Origin of the sequence: Streptomyces griseobrunneus (assembly GCF_046713465.1) — a bacterium.
In the GTDB taxonomy this organism is placed as follows: Bacteria; Actinomycetota; Actinomycetes; order Streptomycetales; family Streptomycetaceae; genus Streptomyces; species Streptomyces microflavus.
In genome coordinates, this window is the sequence record NZ_CP177080.1 from 1,478,625 (window position 1) to 1,495,168 (window position 16,544).

General features: G+C 72.8%; 11 protein-coding genes. 5 read left to right on the forward strand and 6 right to left on the reverse strand.

What is annotated here, in order from left to right:
• The first annotated feature begins 19 nt into the window (after window positions 1-19).
• Window positions 20-412 (forward strand): VOC family protein, encoded by a 393-nt coding sequence (locus tag ACK8N7_RS06605; protein ID WP_030562306.1) that lies wholly within the window; start codon window positions 20-22, stop codon window positions 410-412.
• A 29-nt stretch (window positions 413-441) separates the two neighbouring features.
• Window positions 442-1,230, forward strand: a complete 789-nt coding sequence (locus ACK8N7_RS06610; RefSeq protein ID WP_500445702.1) for a low temperature requirement protein A — start codon at window positions 442-444, stop codon at window positions 1,228-1,230.
• 22 nt (window positions 1,231-1,252) lie between these two features.
• On the opposite strand, the gene ACK8N7_RS06615 is transcribed toward ACK8N7_RS06610, so the two are convergent.
• The 6 genes from ACK8N7_RS06615 to ACK8N7_RS06640 form a co-directional block, all read right to left on the reverse strand.
• Window positions 1,253-2,176 (reverse strand): LysR family transcriptional regulator, encoded by a 924-nt coding sequence (locus ACK8N7_RS06615; RefSeq protein ID WP_403211362.1) that lies wholly within the window; start codon window positions 2,174-2,176, stop codon window positions 1,253-1,255.
• Window positions 2,177-2,219: 43 nt separating this feature from the next.
• Window positions 2,220-3,419 carry a glycine C-acetyltransferase gene (locus ACK8N7_RS06620; protein ID WP_500441423.1) on the reverse strand — a complete coding sequence of 400 codons (1,200 nt, stop codon included), beginning with the start codon at window positions 3,417-3,419 and terminating at the stop codon, window positions 2,220-2,222.
• Between the two features lie 53 nt (window positions 3,420-3,472).
• Complete coding sequence (gene tdh, locus ACK8N7_RS06625) at window positions 3,473-4,501, reverse strand: L-threonine 3-dehydrogenase (RefSeq protein WP_403211366.1); 1,029 nt, start codon at window positions 4,499-4,501, stop codon at window positions 3,473-3,475.
• A 319-nt stretch (window positions 4,502-4,820) separates the two neighbouring features.
• Complete coding sequence (locus tag ACK8N7_RS06630) at window positions 4,821-6,998, reverse strand: bifunctional serine/threonine-protein kinase/ABC transporter substrate-binding protein (RefSeq protein ID WP_500441425.1); 2,178 nt, start codon at window positions 6,996-6,998, stop codon at window positions 4,821-4,823.
• A 1-nt stretch (window position 6,999) separates the two neighbouring features.
• On the reverse strand, window positions 7,000-9,249 hold the full coding sequence (locus tag ACK8N7_RS06635) for a bifunctional serine/threonine-protein kinase/ABC transporter substrate-binding protein (RefSeq protein ID WP_500441427.1): 2,250 nt from the start codon (window positions 9,247-9,249) through the stop codon (window positions 7,000-7,002).
• A gap of 9 nt (window positions 9,250-9,258) precedes the next feature.
• The gene (locus ACK8N7_RS06640; protein ID WP_500445704.1) at window positions 9,259-10,098 is read right to left on the reverse strand and encodes a hypothetical protein; all 840 of its coding nucleotides are present in this window, start codon (window positions 10,096-10,098) and stop codon (window positions 9,259-9,261) included.
• A 536-nt stretch (window positions 10,099-10,634) separates the two neighbouring features.
• On the opposite strand from ACK8N7_RS06640, the gene ACK8N7_RS06645 reads away from it, so the two are divergent.
• The 3 genes from ACK8N7_RS06645 (at window position 10,635) to ACK8N7_RS06655 (ending at window position 16,523) form a co-directional block, all read left to right on the forward strand.
• Complete coding sequence (locus ACK8N7_RS06645; RefSeq protein WP_500441429.1) at window positions 10,635-13,664, forward strand: 3-keto-alpha-glucoside-1,2-lyase-like domain-containing protein; 3,030 nt, start codon at window positions 10,635-10,637, stop codon at window positions 13,662-13,664.
• 247 nt (window positions 13,665-13,911) lie between these two features.
• Window positions 13,912-14,307 (forward strand): Het-E N-terminal domain-containing protein, encoded by a 396-nt coding sequence (locus tag ACK8N7_RS06650; protein WP_364887486.1) that lies wholly within the window; start codon window positions 13,912-13,914, stop codon window positions 14,305-14,307.
• A gap of 14 nt (window positions 14,308-14,321) precedes the next feature.
• Window positions 14,322-16,523: a hypothetical protein gene (locus ACK8N7_RS06655; protein WP_500441438.1), complete on the forward strand. Its 2,202-nt coding sequence runs from the start codon at window positions 14,322-14,324 to the stop codon at window positions 16,521-16,523.
• Window positions 16,524-16,544: the final 21 nt, after the last annotated feature.

Consider the following 16,544-nt stretch of genomic DNA (forward strand, 5'->3'; position numbering starts at 1 on the left):
CGATCCTCTGGAGAGGCCCATGTCCCACATCGCCCTGGTCACCCTGGTCGTCCGCGACTACGACGAGGCCGTCGCCTTCTACCGCGACGCGCTCGGCTTCGAGCTGGTGGAGGACACCGACCGGGGCGACGGATCCCGCTGGGTGGTGGTGCGCCCGCGCGGGGCGGCGTCCGGTACGGGGCTGCTGCTGGCCCGTGCGAAGGACGGGGCGCAGGAGGCGAGCGTGGGGGCGCAGACCGGCGGGCGGGTCGGCTTCTTCCTGCACACGGAGGACTTCGCGGGCGACCATGCCCGGATGAGCGCGGCCGGTGTGCGCTTCCTGGAGGAACCCCGGCACGAGACGTACGGCTCGGTCGCGGTCTTCGAGGACCTGTACGGCAACCGCTGGGACCTGCTGCAGCCGACGGACTGACCCGTCGCCATTCGGCCCACATCTGGGCGCTGGGCATCGCGGTCGACATCGTCACCCTGCTCGTCTCCACCCGCGACCGCACCCTGCGGCGGATGGCCGAGGGGATGGCCGCACGCCGTGGTGACCGGCCGCCACCGGGTCCGCCGCACGCCGCCGCGCCCTCGCCGCCCCGGCTCAGCGAATCGCGCGTCGACACCGCGCACATGGGCGAACGGCTCGGGCTGTACGTGATCATCGTGCTGGGCGAGGGGATCATCCAGGTCATCGACGCCGCCTCCGAACGCGACGACTGGGACCTGCCCCTGGCCGCCACCGGGCTCGGGGCGTCCGGGCTGCTGGCCGGGGTCTGCACCCTGAGCCTGCTGTACGGCACCAACGGCATCCCGCACCTGCGCAAGGACGCGCTCGCTCCCCCTCTCGCGATGCTGCTGCACGCCGTGACGACCGGTTTTCTGGACGCGCTGGCCACCGCCCTGGGCTCGGCGGTCGCCCACTTCGACGACGTACTGCCGAAGGGGCAGCACTGGCTGCTGTGCGGGGCGCTGGCGGGGTACTTCGCGGCGGGCGTGGTCGCGACGCTGCCGCTCGCGGAGCGGGCCGACCGGGTGTGGGTGCTGGGCTGGGGGCTGCCGTGCGTGGCGGTGGCCGTGGCGCTGGCTCCGCCGGGCGTACGGCTGGCCGCGTGGGCGACGATCGGGATCCTTGTGGCGCTGGTGGGCTGGCAGATCCTCTACGACCCGGGGCGGGCGGGGATGTCCCCGTCCGGGCGGTGGTGGGGCGGCAGGATCCGGATCCGGCGTACGGCCCGGATCGGCTGAGCGGCAGGCGTAAGCCCTCCGCTCACGCCCGGGCCAGCCCCGCCTCCCGTACCGCCACCGCCTCCATCGCGTCCAGCACCGGCCGGATCAGCGGATGCCCCTCGGCCCCCTGGCGTACGGCGGCGAAGACGCGGCGGGTGGGGGCGCTGCCCTCCACCGGGCGGACGACCACCCCGGTCAGCTCCACCCCGCGCAGGGCCGACCTCGGCACCAGCGCCACCCCCGCGTCCGCCCCGGCCAGCGCGACCACCGCCCGGAAGTCGTCCGACGAGTGCTCCAGGCGGGGTTCGAACCCGGCGAACTCGCAGGCCAGGACCACCACCTCGTGGCACGGATTGCCCGGGTACGGCCCGATCCACGGGTCCTTGGCGAGGTCGGCGACCGCCACCTGGTCCTGGCCGGCGAGGCGGTGGTCCACCGGGAGCACCGCGTCGAACGGCTCCGAGTAGAGCGGGACCCGGGTGAGGCGCCGGTCGTCCTCGGCGGGCGCGCCCCGGTACTCCACCGCCACCGCCACATCGACCTGCCGGTCCAGCACCATCGGCACACTCGCGTCGCCCTCCGCGTCCTGGACCTTGACCCGGATGCCGGGGGCGGTGCGGGCCAGCTCGGTGAGGGCGGGGGCGAGGACGAGGCCGATGCCGGTGGCGAACGCGGCGACCGTGACCGTACCGGCGACGCCCGCGCTGTAGTCGGCGAGCTCCGCCTCCGCCCGCTCCAGCTGGGCCAGGACCACGTTGGCGTGGCTGAGGAGGATCTCCCCGGCGGCGGTGAGCCGGGCGCCGCGCGCGCTGCGCTCGACGAGGCGGTGGCCGGTCTCCTGCTCCAGGGCGGCGAGCTGCTGGGAGACGGCGGAGGGCGTCAGGTACAACGCGGCGGCGGCCGCGGTCACGGTGCGGTGGTCGGCCACCGCACGGAGGATTCGCAGCCGCCGCGCATCGATCATGTGCCCATTGTCCCAGGTCGCGGCCGGGGCCCCGACCCGGTGGTCACGCCTCCGCGTCGAGGGCCGCCCGGGCGTCGACGAAGGCGTCCACCGCGCGGTTGACGTCGGCGGTGGAGTGGGCGGCGGAGAGCTGGACGCGGATGCGCGCGGCACCCTGCGGGACGACGGGGTACGAGAACCCGATCACGTACACCCCGCGCTCCAGGAGCAGCTCCGCCAGCCGGGCCGCCTTCGCCGCGTCCCCGATCATCACGGGGGCGATCGCGTGGTCGCCGGGCAGGATCTCGAAGCCCTCCTCGGTCATCCGGGTACGGAAGAGCGCGGTGTTGGCGTTGAGCTGGTCGCGCAGGTCGCCGGCGGACTCCAGCAGGTCGATGACCTTGAGGGAGGTGGCGGCGATGACCGGGGCGAGGGAGTTGGAGAAGAGGTACGGGCGCGAGCGCTGGCGCAGCAGCGCGACGATCTCGGCGCGGGCCGCGACGTAACCGCCGGAGGCGCCGCCCAGCGCCTTGCCGAGGGTGCCGGTGATGATGTCGACCCGGTCCATGACGCCGTGCAGCTCGGGCGTGCCGCGGCCGCCGGGGCCGACGAAGCCGACGGCGTGCGAGTCGTCGACCATGACCATGGCGTCGTAACGGTCGGCCAGGTCGCAGATCTCCTGGAGCGGGGCCACGTACCCGTCCATGGAGAAGACGCCGTCGGTGACGATCAGGCGGCGGCGGGCGCCGGACGCCTCCTTGAGCTGCTTCTCCAGATCGGCCAGGTCACGGTTGGCGTAGCGGAAGCGCTGGGCCTTGCAGAGCCGGATGCCGTCGATGATCGAGGCGTGGTTGAGGGCGTCGGAGATGACCGCGTCCTCGGGGCCGAGGATCGTCTCGAAGACTCCGCCGTTGGCGTCGAAGCAGGAGGAGTAGAGGATCGTGTCCTCCTGGCCGAGGAAGGCCGAAAGGCGCTGCTCCAGCTCCTTGTGGACCTCCTGGGTTCCGCAGATGAAGCGGACCGAGGCGAGCCCGTAGCCCCAGCGGTCCAGCGCCTCGTGGGCGGCGGCGACGACCTCGGGGAGGTCGGCGAGGCCCAGGTAGTTGTTGGCGCAGAAGTTGAGGACCTCACCGGCGCGGCCGCCGGAGGTGACGGCCACGGTCGCGGACTGCGGGGTGCCGATCACGCGCTCGGGCTTGTGCAGCCCGGCGGCGCGGATCTCGTCGAGGGTCGTGCGCAGATCGTCGCGTACGGAGTCGAACATGCTGGATTCCTTAAAAGGGATGCGAGAAGAGCTTCGAGAGAAGGTTCGACGGGTCAGACGGTCCAGTCGAGGATGACCTTGCCGCCGAGGCCGCTCGCGGCGTCGTCGAAGGCCGCTTCGAAGTCGCGGAAGCCGTACCGGCCGGTGATCACGGGGGCGAGGTCGAGGCCGCCCTCCAGCAGGACGGACATGGCGTACCAGGTCTCGTACATCTCGCGGCCGTAGATCCCCTTGATGGTGATCATCGAGGTGACGATCCGGGACCAGTCGACGGCGAACTCCTCGGCGGGCAGGCCGAGCATCGCGATCCGGCCGCCGTGCGTCATGTTCGCGACCATGTCGCGCATCGCCTCGGGGCGGCCGGACATCTCCAGGCCGATGTCGAAGCCCTCGCGCAGGCCGAGCTCCCGCTGCCCGTCCGCGATGGTCCGGTCCGCGACGTTGAGGGCGAGGCTGACGCCGACCTTGCGGGCGAGGGCGAGGCGGGCCTCGCTGACGTCGGTGATGACGACGTTGCGGGCGCCGGCGTGCTTGGCGACGGCGGCGGCCATGATGCCGATCGGGCCGGCGCCGGTGATCAGGACGTCCTCGCCGACCAGCGGGAAGGAGAGCGCGGTGTGCACGGCGTTGCCGAACGGGTCGAAGATCGCCGCGATGTCGAGGTCGACGGGGACCCGGTGCACCCACACGTTGGAGGCGGGCAGGACCACGTACTCCGCGAACGCCCCGTCCCGGCCGACGCCGAGGCCGACGGTGGAGCGGCAGAGGTGGCGGCGGCCGGCGAGACAGTTGCGGCACTTTCCGCAGACCAGGTGGCCCTCGCCGCTGACCAGGTCACCGACCGCGATGTCCGCGACGCCGGAGCCGAGGGCCGCGACCTCGCCGACGAACTCGTGGCCGAGGATCAGCGGGGTGGTGACCGCCTGCTGGGCCCAGCCGTCGTAGGCGCGGATGTGCAGGTCGGTGCCGCAGATCCCGGTACGCAGGACCTTGATCAGGACGTCCGCGGGGCCGTACTCCGGCTCCGGCACGTCCATCAGCCACAGTCCCGGTTCGGCCTTCTGCTTGACGAGTGCCTTCACGGCTGCGGCTCCCTGCACGTTGGTACGCGGGTGGTGGATACCCCGGGCCTCGGGGCATGTCGGAGGAACCCTGCGGCCCGGGGTGGTCTTTTCGGGGTCACCCCCATGGTGGGGGCGGGGATACGGCGGGACGGGCCGGAACACGCCCGTGCGGCTCCACGCACCGTCCCCGGCCGTCACGGAGAAGGCTGCCGTACGACGGGGGCCCGGGTCCATCGAGGATTTCTTAAGCGCGGTCGCAGGTGTGCTTCACACCTGGCCGTGGGTTCACAGCCGGGTGTGCCTCAGCCGTGACCGGGAGGTCACAGCCCGCTCGTGGTCAGACCTCGCCGTACGGGCCCAGGAAGCGGGGGCGGCCCTTCTCGATCCGGTAGAGGAAGATCCCGTTCTCGTACCGGACCTGGCGGGTCGGGGCGTGGAACGCCAGGGTGCGGACGATCCCCCGGTGCTCGGTCCGGAACAGCCGCTGCGCCAGGCCGTCGCGCTCCGCGCCCGCGGCACTCGTCGCCGCCGCGGCCCGGGCGATCAGGCCGACGGCGTCGTACGCCTCGGCGGCCCAGGTGGCGGGCGGTGCGCCGAAGCGAGCGCGGTGGGCGGCGGTGAACTTCGCGGCCGACGGGAGCGCCACCGCGTCGGCGTACGCCTCGGCGAAGACCCAGCCGTCGGCGGCTTTCCCCGCGCCCTTGAGGAAGGCGGGCCCGAGGGCGGGTCCGGCGCCGACCCGGGTGCCGGTGAAGCCTTCGGCCGCGAGGGCGGTGGCCAGGAGGGCGGCGCGGGGTGCGGAGCGGCCCGCGTGGATGACGGCGTCGGCCCTGATGGCGGTGGCCCGGCGGGCCGCCGGGCGGAACCCCGACGCGCCCTCGGGGAGGAGGTGTTCGGTGAGGGTGGCGCCGGTGAGGGCCGCATCACGGAAGGCGGAGCCGGTCTTCCAGCTCCGGTCGGGGTCCGCCGCGTCCGACACGAGGAGGATGCGCTGTGCGGGACGGGTGTGGACCAGGTAGCTGACGAGGCCGGGGGCGAGGCTGCCGTCGTAGGGCCGGGTCACGCAGAGCGGGAGGCTCGCGCCGGACCCCGCGGTGGTGGAGCCCGCCGCGACGACGACCGTGGCGAGCCGCGCCTTTCCGTACCGCAGGACGACGTCCTCGGGCAGCACGTCACCGGTCGGGCCGAGGACCGCGATGACGTCGGGGTCCGCCGCCAGCCGGTCGGCCGAGCGCAGGGCCCGCGCCGGTTCCCCCGCGTCGTCCTCGGTGCGCAGGGCGAGGCGGAAGGCTTTGCCGGTACGGGAGTTGTGGTCGGCGACGGCGAGCCGGGCGCCGCGCAGGTGGGCCAGTCCGGTGGCGCGGCCGGGGCCGCTGAGGTCGGCGTGGAGGCCGATGGTGCGGGTGGGGGGCTCGCCCGGCCCCTGCGGTCCGGCGCTCCCGTTCCGCCGCCGCGTGGCGATCCAGGCCGCCGTGGAGCCGCCCGTCAGGAGGACGGCCCCGGCCGCCCCGGCGGTGAGGAGCCTGCGGCGGGTGAGGTCGCGGCCGGAGGGCGGGCCTGCGTCGGGTACGGCGGTGGCGGGGAGGAGGGGGTCGGGGTCGGGCAGCGCGAGGGCGGCGGCCGAGCGTTCGGCGATCAGGGCGGGGAGGCCGGGGAGCGACCAGGGGGCGGGTGCGGAGACCAGGGCCAACGCCTCGCGCGGGTCCTCTCCCCCGCCGCCTGCCGCCAGCGCGTCCGCCACCTCCCCCGCCGTCGGACGGTCCTCCGGGGCCTTCGCCAGGCAGGCCGTGACCAGGGGCAGCAAGGCGTGCGGTACGCCGTCCAGCTCCGGTTCCTCGTGGACCGTCCGGAACAGGACGCCCGCCGGGGCGCCCTCGCCGAACGGGCGCCGCCCCGTGACCGCGTACACCAGGACGCAGCCCAGCGAGAAGACGTCGCACGCCGGTCCGACCGGTCCGGCCGACGCCTGTTCGGGCGCGAGGTAGCCGGGGGTCCCGATCACGGCGTCGGTCGCGGTGAGGGCGGTCGCGCCCGCGTGCCGGGCGATCCCGAAGTCGATGAGCCGGGGCCCGTCCAGGGCGAGCAGAACGTTGCCGGGCTTCAGGTCGCGGTGGATCAGCCCGCCCCCGTGCACCGTGACCAGGGCCGCCGCGAGCCGCGCCCCGAGCGCCCGTACGGTCGCGGCGGGCAACGCGCCCCGGGCGCCGACGACCTCGCCCAGGGACGGCCCGGGGACGAAGGCGGTTGCCAGCCACGGTTCGCGGGCCTCGGTGTCCGCGTCGAGCACCGGTACCACCCACGGCCCGGTGATCCGCCCGGCGGCCTCCGCCTCCCGGCGGAACCGCGCCCGGAATCCGGGGTCGGCGGCGTGGTCGGCGCGGATGACCTTCACGGCGGCGAGCGTCCCGCCGGCCGAGCGCGCCAGGTAGACCACGCCCATGCCGCCCGCGCCGAGCCGGGCCAGCGTGCGGTACGGGCCGACGGCACACGGGTCCTGGGAGGCGAGGGGTTGCACGTCAGCTCTTCGGTTTCGGGGCCGGGCCGAGGTAGCGGTAGCGGCCGCCCTCCGCCCGGTAGAGGTGGGCGTCCTGGCCCACCAGTTGCTGCCGCTCCTCGTCGAAGGCGTAGGTCCGGGAGATGCCCTCGTACCGGGAAGTGGCGATGGCGGCGACGAGCGCGGCGCGGCCGGGGCGGCCGTCCGCGGAGGGCGTGCTTCCGGAGGACGTGCCCCCGGAGGGTGTGGCGGTCGGTGAACCGGTGGGGCCCCCGCCGCCCTTCGTGGCGGAGCCCACCAGGGCGGCCACCTCCTGGGCGACGAGCCCGGCGACGTCGTACGCCTCGGCGGACCAGGCGGCGGGGGCGGCACCGAAGCGTTTCCGGTGCGCGGCGGCGAAGTCGGCCGCACCGGGCGCGCCGGGCGTACCGGACACGCCGCCCGCGTCCGTGAAGGGGGCGATGAACTCCCACCCCTCGGCGGTATCCCCGGCCCGCTCCAGGAACTCCGGCCGCATGACGGTGTGTTGCGCCATGCTCGGCCCCTTGAACGGCGTCGCGGCCAGGGCGCGGGCGGCCCGCGCTCCACCCGCCGCGTCCCCCGCGTAGAAGAGCGCGTCGCTGCGGTGGCCGAGCAGGTCCGCGATCACCGGCCCGAGGTCGGAGGTCCCGGCCGGGACCACGCGCGGGTGGGTGGTGCCGGTGGTGAGGCTCGGGGTCATCAGGTTGGTCGCGTATCCCGCCTGGTACGCGGCCTGCCCGCCGGACCGGTCGATCAGGACGCCGAGCCGCTCCACGTCGGGGCGCAGGAGGAGCCGGGTGACGATGGGCATGGAGAGGGCCGCGTAGGAGGGAGAGGCCTGGAAGAAGGCGGCGTTGACCCGGGCCGGATAGGAGATCTGCAACGACGACACCGTCAGCAGGGGCAGCACCGCTTCGTCGTACGCGGGCAGCGCGGTCCCGGTGGCCGCGTCACCGGTCGGGCCGATGACCGCGAGGACGTCCCGGTCGCGGGCGAACTCCTCGGCGACCCGGGCGGACCGTGCCGGGTCGCCCCCGTCGTCGAGCACCTTCACCGCGAGCGTAAAGGGCTTTCCGGTAAGGGAGTTGAAGCGGTCGACGGCCAGCCGCACCCCACGTTCCTGCGCCCGCCCGGCCGCCTTCTGGGCGCCCGTGAGATCGGCGTGTACGCCGATGACCCAGCGCCGCCCGGCCGCAGAGGCGCCGCTCCGGCCGTCGGGTTCGTCGCCGATCAGTCGTACGGCGGCGAAGGTGCCTGCCCCTAGGGCCACCGCGCCGCCTGCCGCGAGCGCCAGGAACCGTCGCCGGGCGGGGGCGGGGGCGGTGGCCGACGTGTTCACGGTGGCTTCGATGTCGGGCAGCGCCAGCATCGCCGCGGACCGTTCCGCGATCATCCGGGCGACGTCCTCGGGCAGCCAGTCGGCGCTCACGCCGTCGCCCGGGACGTCCTCGGCGATCCTGGTGTCCAGGTCGGCGGCGGCCGGACGGGCGGCGGGGTCCTTGGCCAGGCACTCGCCGAGCAGGGCGCGGAGTGCGGGGTCGTCGACCCCGGCGAGGTCGGGTTCGTCGTGGACCGTGCGGTAGAGCAGGGCGTCGACGGCCCCGCTGCCGAAGGGCGGCCGGCCGGTGGCCGCGTACGCCAGGAGGCAGCCGAGCGAGAAGACGTCCCCCTCCGGTCCGGCGCCCGCCCCGGCTCCGGTCGCCTGCTCGGGCGGGAGGAAGCCGGGGGTGCCGACGACGAGACCGGTGGCGGTCAGCGCGGTGGCCTCGGCGGCGCGGGCGATCCCGAAGTCGATGAGCCGGGGGCCGTCCGCCGTCAGGAGGACGTTGCCCGGTTTGACGTCCCGGTGGACAAGTCCGGCACCGTGTACGGAGGTCAGGGCGCGGGAGAGCAGCCGGCCGAGGACCTGGACGCTGCGGGTGGGCAGCGGACCGCAGCGGGCGACGACCTCGGAGAGTGTCGGTCCTGGCACGAACTCCGTCGCCAGCCAGGGTTTTTCGGACTCGGTGTCGGCGCCGGTGACCGGGACGGCCCAGGGGCTGTCCACCCGGCGGGCGGCCTCGGCCTCGCGGCGGAAGCGGGTCCGGAAGTCCTCGTCCCCGGCGTGCTCGGGGAGGATCACCTTGATGGCGGCGAGCGCTCCGGCCTCGGTGCGTCCGAGGTAGACGACACCCATGCCGCCCGCTCCGAGGCGGCCCAGGAGCCGGTGTCCGCCGATGCGTGCGGGATCGCCCGGTCGTAGTGCGTCCATCGCCCGGCCTCAGCTCTGCTTCTCGACGGCGGATTCCAGTCGGACCAGCATGGTGGCCTGCGCCTGGGTGACGAGGGCGTCGATCTCTTCCTCGGTACGCCCCTCGGCCCCCTTACCGGTCACGGCGACGGTGACCTGGTACGTCTGCGCCTGCTGCCAGGAGTAGTGGTGCGGCCCGCCGAGCTCGGTGGACCGGTACTCCCCGACCTCGGTCAGCGCGTCCTCGGAGTTTCGCTGGGTGTCCTCTCCCCCGAGCAGTGCGGCCGCGACCATGCCCCCGATCTGCTCGCCGGCGGTGAGCTGTTGCGTGGGGCAGCGCATGGTCTCCTCGATGGACTCCGCCATCTCCCACTCCGCGTCCTCGCGGCTGCGGTGGACGGTGACGACCGCGGCGAGCCGGACGGGCCCCTTGCCCTGGGCCGCGGGCACCTCGAAGGAACGGGTGCGGGTGGCCAGGACGGTGTCGGCGGGCTTCTCCTGGGTCCAGACGCAGTCCGGACCGAGCACGGGCCAGGTGGCCGCCCCACTCTCGTACGGACTCCGCTTCACCACCCCGGGGCCGAAGCTGTCTGGCCCGGCGATGACCCGGCCTATGAGGTCGAGCGCGGCGGCCCGGGTCCGGGGAAGACGGGCGGGGTCGGGTTCGGGCAGGGCCGGGGTGTCGGCCCCGGTGGCGGTGCCCGTGCTCCGGCCGCCGCCGGCCGGAGCCTTCCGGTTCTCCGTGCCGGGGCTGTCGCCACCGCCTCCTGAGCATCCGGCGAGCAGCACCGGAACGATCGCGAGGAGCAGCGCGGCGCGCCGCCCCCGTCCACCGAACCAGCGTGCACCTAACGGCCCTTGACAGCCCACGGCACTTCCCCCGCTCTCCCTCGACACCGTGCCGATCATAGGTTCGCCCGCCGTCCCCGAAGCGGCGCCGGCCGGAGACTGTTGCGCCATCGGAACATGCGTAACGGGGCCCGCACAGAGGCGACTTCACCGGTCAGGGGGTGGTCTCCGCATGCAACTCCTCCGCACCCCGTCATGCCCTCAACGCAGTACGAGCACATGGCTGACATACCGGCAGAATCTCTCCGCTCCGCAAGCCTTCGGATCTTTGCACGGCTACCTGCGAGCTTTGAACACAGTGGTGACGAAGTATGGACGGCGTCAGCAGAAGCCTCCTACTGTTTCGGTCGCACGAGGACGCACGAGGACGCACGAGGTCCAACGAACTCGCACGAGGACGCACGAAGTCGCACACCCTCTCGACCTGCTCGACCTGCACTCCCGCACGAGCCGCTTGACCCGCTTGACCCGCACGAGCCGAACGTTCACCCCCGGGCGCCGGGTGGCCCCACCCACCGCCGCGACGTGCCTCTCGCTGCGAGGGGCCAGGAGGAAGAATGCATCCACGGCCGTTCCACCCCTTCCGCAGACAACCCGCCCTCGGGCGAGGGCCGTTCCGCAGGCACCTGACCGGTCTGCTGGTCTCCTCGTTCCTCGTCGGCGCCTTCGCCGCCGTCCCGGCCAACGCCGCACCGGCGGCGCCGGACGAACTCCCCCCGCAGGAACCGGGGGTGACCCTGCGCGTCTTCGACGTGCAGGTCCCCCTGGACGAGCTGTGCGACATCAAGTCGGGCCAGACGCCGAACGTCGACAAGCTCATGCCGCAGATCGACTGGGACGCGCCCGACGACTTCGGCTTCGACGACCGCTTCGTCTCCCAGGTGACGGGCAACATCGACGTCCCCGAGGACGGTTCGTACGCGTTCCGCCTCACCAGCGACGACGGGTCACGCCTGCTGATCGACGACCAACTCGTCATCGACCACGACGGGTTGCACGGCGCCGACCCCAAGGACGGCACGGTCACCCTCACGGCGGGCTACCACTCCCTCCGTATCGACCACTTCGACCGCACCGGCGGCCAGCAGATCACGCTCGCCTGGCAGCCACCGGGCGCCGGTGGCTTCACCGTCGTACCGAACTCCGTGCTGTCCACCGACGCCGACGTCGTACGGGTGACGGCGCCGGGCCGCAAGGAGTGCGAGGGCGCGCTCGACTCCCCCGGCGACGGGCTGCCGCTCACGGAGACCCACCCGGACTACGCGCTGACCGATCTGCGCCCCGAGGGCTTCGAGCCGCAGGTCTCCGCGATGGACTGGCTGCCGGACGGGCGGCTCGCCGTGACCACCTGGGGCGGTACGGACAACGAGACCGGCGAGGTCTATCTCCTCGACGGTGTCCGGGGCGAAACCGGCCCGGACAAGGTTAAGGCGAAGAAGGTGGCTGAAGGGCTCAAGGAGCCCATGGGCATCAAGGCCGTCGACGGAAAGCTCTACGTCTCGCAGAAGCACGAGCTGACCGAGCTGACCGACACGGACGGCGACGACGTCACCGACGAGCGGCGGACCGTGGCCACCTGGCCGTACGGCGGCAACTTCCACGAGTTCGCCTTCGGCCTGCTCTACCGGGACGGCTACTTCTACCTCAACCTGTCCGTGTCGATCAATTACGGTGGCGCGACGACCGACCCGCAGCCGGCCCCGAACCGCGGCTCCACCATCAAGGTGAACAAGGAGACCGGCGAGGTCGACTACATCGCCGGGGGCCTGCGTACGCCCAACGGCATCGGGTGGGGCCCGGAGAACGACCTGTTCGTCCTGGACAACCAGGGCGGCTGGCTGCCCTCCTCGAAGCTGGTCCATGTGAAGCAGGACCGCTTCTTCAACCACTACACCAACCCGTCGGGCCCCTTCGACACGAAGCCGGTCACCAAGCCGGTGCTCTGGCTCCCGCAGAACGAGATAGCCAACTCGCCCTCCACTCCTCTTCAGTTGACCGAGGGCCGGTTCGCCGGGCAGATGCTGTTCGGGGACGTGACGTACGGCGGTATCCAGCGCGCCTACCTGGAGAAGGTCGACGGCGAGTACCAGGGCGCGGTCTTCCGCTTCACCCAGGGCCTGGAGGCGGGCGTCAACCGGATCAGCATGGGTCCGGACGGCGCGATCTACGCCGGCGGTCTCGGCGCGGGCGGCAACTGGGGTCAGGAGGGCAAGCTCGCGTACGGGCTCCAGAAGCTCTCGCCCAGCGGTGACAAGGCGTTCGACATCCTGGCGATGCGGGCGAAGCCGGGCGGCTTCGAGCTGGAGTACACCGAGCCGCTCTCCGCCGAAACGGCGGCGAAGCTCGCCGAGAGCTACCAGGTCGAGCAGTGGACGTACGCCCCCACCCCGGCCTACGGCGGCCCCAAGATCGACGAGGAGACCCTCCGGGTCGGCTCGGCTACGCTCTCCGAGGACCGCAGGAAGGTCACGCTCACCCTCCCCGGCCTCAAGGCGAACCGGGTCGTCCACGTCCGCTCCCCGCGCCCCTTCTCCTCCGCGAACGGCACGGAGCTGTGGTCCACGGAAGCCTGGTACACGCTCAACTCCCTGCCGGGCGGCCAGCCTCCGCCCACCTTGTACGAGGCGGAGGAGGCCGCCCTCACCGGAGGCGCGGGGGTCGACACCGAGCACGCGGGCTACTCGGGAGGCGGCTTCGTCGACAACTTCGGCAACGAGGGCGCGGCGGTCACCTTCGACGTGGAGACCACGAAGGCGGGCCCGCACGACGTCGGCCTGCGCTACTCCAACGGCCCGAACCCGGCCCCCGGCACCAAGACGATCAGCGTCCACGTCAACGGTACGAAGGTCCGGCAGACGAAGCTGGCCTCCACCACCGACTGGAAGACCTGGGCGACGAAGAACGAGCAACTGGAGCTGGAGGCAGGTCACAACACCGTCACGTACTCCTACGACGGCGGCGACACCGGTCATGTGAACCTCGACATGATCGCCGTCCACCCGAAGGGCGCCCGCATCCCGCTCTTCGACGGCACGGACCAGGCGTCCTGGCAGCACCCGGACGGCCGCAGCCCCGAATGGCCGGTGAGCGACGGGGAGATGGAGATCAGGAACGGCGACCTCCGGACGAAGCAGGGGTTCGAGGACTTCCGCGTCCACGTGGAGTTCTGGCTGCCGAACCTCCCGCCGGACGTGACCGGCCAGGACCGCGCGAACAGCGGGGTCTACCTCCAGGAGCGGTACGAGGTGCAGATCCTGGACTCGTACGGTGACGACACCCTCGCCGACAACGAGGCCGGGGCGATCTACACGAAGAAGGCCCCGGACGTGAACGCGGCCACCGCGCCGGAGACCTGGCAGACGTACGACATCACCTTCCGCGCGGCTCGCTTCGACTCCTCCGGCAACAAGACGGAGGACGCCAGGATCAGCGTCGTCTGGAACGGCGTCACCGTCCACGACGACGTGGCGGTCGACGGCCCGACCGGCGGTGGAGCGGCCGAGGCCGCGACGGCGGGGGCGATCAAGCTCCAGGACCACGGCAGCAAGATCAGGTACCGCAATGTGTGGGTGGAGCCGCTGACCTAAGCGATCGCCTGGAGGGAGGCGGCGGGGCCGTGAGCCAGATGCGAGAGCAGCCCGTCCGGCCCACGGGACTGCCGTATCCGCCTCCCCGGCGCGGAGGTGCGTCCCCTCGCAGTAGGCAGGCACGTGCGCCCTACTCGGATATCGGCCACGGCTAGGTCTGCTTCCGGTCAACCCGAGCCGACTGCCCCCGAAGCCCGCTTCCCCTCCCCTAGGGTCGGATGCCTGTCTGACTAAAACGGGGAAGCACATGGATCCAATCACGGCTGCCGCCGTAGCCGGAGTTGCGCTGATCGCCAAAGGCGCGCTCGAATCAGCCGGGCAAGAGGCCGGTCGCTCCGGCTGGGGCGGTGGGGCACGCCTCGTGGAGCGTCTGCGAGCGCGTTTCCGTGGGGACTCCGACGCCGAAGGCGCGCTCGACCGGGTCCAGCAGAGCCCTGCCGACGAAGGGGCGCAGGAGCAGTTGCAGCGGCTGCTACTCGCCCACATGCTGCGCGACAGGGAGTTCGAGACCGATGTGCGGCGGAGCATCGACGAGGCCGTCGCCTCGGGTGCCGGACGTGCCCAGGTGAACGCGGCGGTGATCAAGAACTCTCAGGTCTTCAACGAGAAGGTCGAGATCAAGGGCGACTGGAACATCTCCTGACGGGCTGAGAGTTCATGAGCGAGGAAACATCGCCGGACGAGGCGATGCGTGAAAGCGACGAGCGTGCGCCCGCTGAAGAGACCGCCCCGCCCCCGGCCCGGCCCGGGATCGAGGAGGACGGCCCGGTCAGCGAGTCGGACGCCCTGCGGTCCCTCGCGTCGGGCGGCGAGGAGAGCGGCGCCGAACGGGCCGAGGCACTGCGGGCCGGGGCGATCGCGGACCGGATCGCCGAACGGCTGAACGCCGACGCGTCCGGGACCAGGATCGGCACCCTGGCCCTGTTCAACGAGTCGGTCACCTTCGGCGGCGGATTCAACAGCGGGGGAGGTCGGGGGCCCTCCGCGGCCGGCGGCAACGCCACCGCGCAGCTAACCGAGGCGGAGGTCGCGGAACACACCGACCTCTATGTGCATCCTGACCGGTACGACGACGCGGTGGAACTGCTGCGGGAGCACTGTCTGCTGGTCCTGACCGGGGCGCCCGGTACCGGACGTTCGGCGGCGGCCGTCAATCTGCTCGCCGAGGCGATGGCTTTGAACGGAGCCGAGGGCGGAGGAGTGCACCGCGTCCTGGACGTGGCGTCGATCGGTGCCTCGGGGTGGGCGCCGCCGGGCAAGCACAGCGGCTGTTTCGCCGTGGTGGACGGCGACGATCCGGCTGCGGTAGTGAGGGGGCTGACCGCCGCACTGGTCCGACTGCGCTCCGTCGACGCGTACTTGGTCCTCGTCGGTGGCCCCGACCTGACGGCGGCTCTCTCGGGGCCGGGCGGTGACGGTGTCGCCCGGCATCAGCTCGGGCCGGTCGACCCCGCCGTTCTGCTGAAGCGCCGCGTGCTCGGGCACGGGAACGACCCGGACCGGCACAGGGAGCTCTCGGTCCTGCTGGAGTCCACCGGGGCGCTGGCCGCGTTGCGGGAGCGGCCGATGGCCGCCCACGCGGCCCGGCTTGCCTCGGTGGTCATTGCGGGCGGTGACCTCGCGGCCGAGGTGGCGCGGCTGCGCGACCCCAGTGAGCAGGTGTACACGTGGTTCCGTTCCCATCACGCACCGGAGGCCGTGGCGTTCGCCCTGGCCGTCGCAGTCCTGGAGGGCAGCGGGTATCTCACGGTCGCCGATGCGGCGGTCTCCCTGCGACGGGCCCTGGCACCGACCGACGACGCACCTCCGGATGTGCGCTTCCGTGACCGGCTGGAGCAGGAACAGCCCTGGATCGAGCTGGTCTTCCCCCGGGCCGGTGCGACCGGGCCGCCCACGCTGCGCTTCCGCAGCGAGCTCGTACGCCACGTGGTGCTCACCTACGCCTGGACGACCCTGGACGGCAGGCGCGATGCCGTGCTCCAGTGGCTGCGGAACCTGCTGCGCCACGCCGATGTGGAGGTCCGCGCCAAGGCCGCCGTCTCGGCCGGAGTGCTGGCCCGGGCGGATCACTCCTACGCCGTCCACCGGTTCGTGACGTCGTGGGCGAGCAGCACGTCCTGGCCCGTACGGCAGGCCGCGGCGACAACACTCGGGGTGGCCGGGGCGACCCCTGAGACGGCGGAGCAGGTCTGGGCGTTGCTGTTCACCTGGGCACGCGGGGGACACTCCGCCCACGAGCGTCGGCTGGCGAGCACGGCGGCCAACACTGTCGGCGGTCTGTTCGGCCGCAACGCCCCGCAGCGGGCGCTGGACGTCCTGCGGGCCGCACTGGACCGGGGCGACGACTGGGGCACGCTCACCCCCGTGGCCTGGGGCGGAGTACAGCTGATCCACCAGGGACGGGCGCGCGAGGTGCTGGCCGCCTACCTGAAGTGGTCCGCGCCCCAGGACCTGTCACCGATGGCCCTCAAGACCCTCTCGGCCTTCGTCTTCGCCGTTTCGACCTCCTGGTCGTCGGTGTCGCCGGACCCGGCGGGCCCGGACGGAGCCGTCGCCGGGGTCCCCCTGCTGCTGAGTACGCTGCCGCAGCACCGCGCCGAGTCGGCCGAGCTGTGGAGGCGGGCGCTGGCGCGCAAGCCGGTCCAGGACAACGCCCTCATCGCTCTGCGGGCGTGGATCGACACCTATGCGGAGCAGTGCCCCGGAGCACCGGCCGCGCTGCATACCCTGGTGACCGATATCGCCCGGTCGCCCGGCAAGCACCGGGAGCGGCTGCACTGGTGGCTGACGAAGTGGGCCACCGACCCCGATGTGCCCTCCGCTCTGGCGGCGGATCTGGCGCGTTCCGTCGAACGATGAGTCATGCGTGTGGAGCTGTGA

What these genes read in the sequence shown, in the direction of transcription:
- ACK8N7_RS06615 (WP_403211362.1), bottom strand. Translation starts at nt 2,176, where the DNA reads ATGATCGATGCGCGGCGGCTGCGAATCCTCCGTGCGGTGGCCGACCAC.
- ACK8N7_RS06645 (WP_500441429.1), top strand. Translation starts at nt 10,635, where the DNA reads ATGCATCCACGGCCGTTCCACCCCTTCCGCAGACAACCCGCCCTCGGG.
- ACK8N7_RS06635 (WP_500441427.1), bottom strand. Translation starts at nt 9,249, where the DNA reads ATGGACGCACTACGACCGGGCGATCCCGCACGCATCGGCGGACACCGG.
- ACK8N7_RS06620 (WP_500441423.1), bottom strand. Translation starts at nt 3,419, where the DNA reads ATGTTCGACTCCGTACGCGACGATCTGCGCACGACCCTCGACGAGATC.
- ACK8N7_RS06605 (WP_030562306.1), top strand. Translation starts at nt 20, where the DNA reads ATGTCCCACATCGCCCTGGTCACCCTGGTCGTCCGCGACTACGACGAG.
- ACK8N7_RS06650 (WP_364887486.1), top strand. Translation starts at nt 13,912, where the DNA reads ATGGATCCAATCACGGCTGCCGCCGTAGCCGGAGTTGCGCTGATCGCC.
- ACK8N7_RS06655 (WP_500441438.1), top strand. Translation starts at nt 14,322, where the DNA reads ATGAGCGAGGAAACATCGCCGGACGAGGCGATGCGTGAAAGCGACGAG.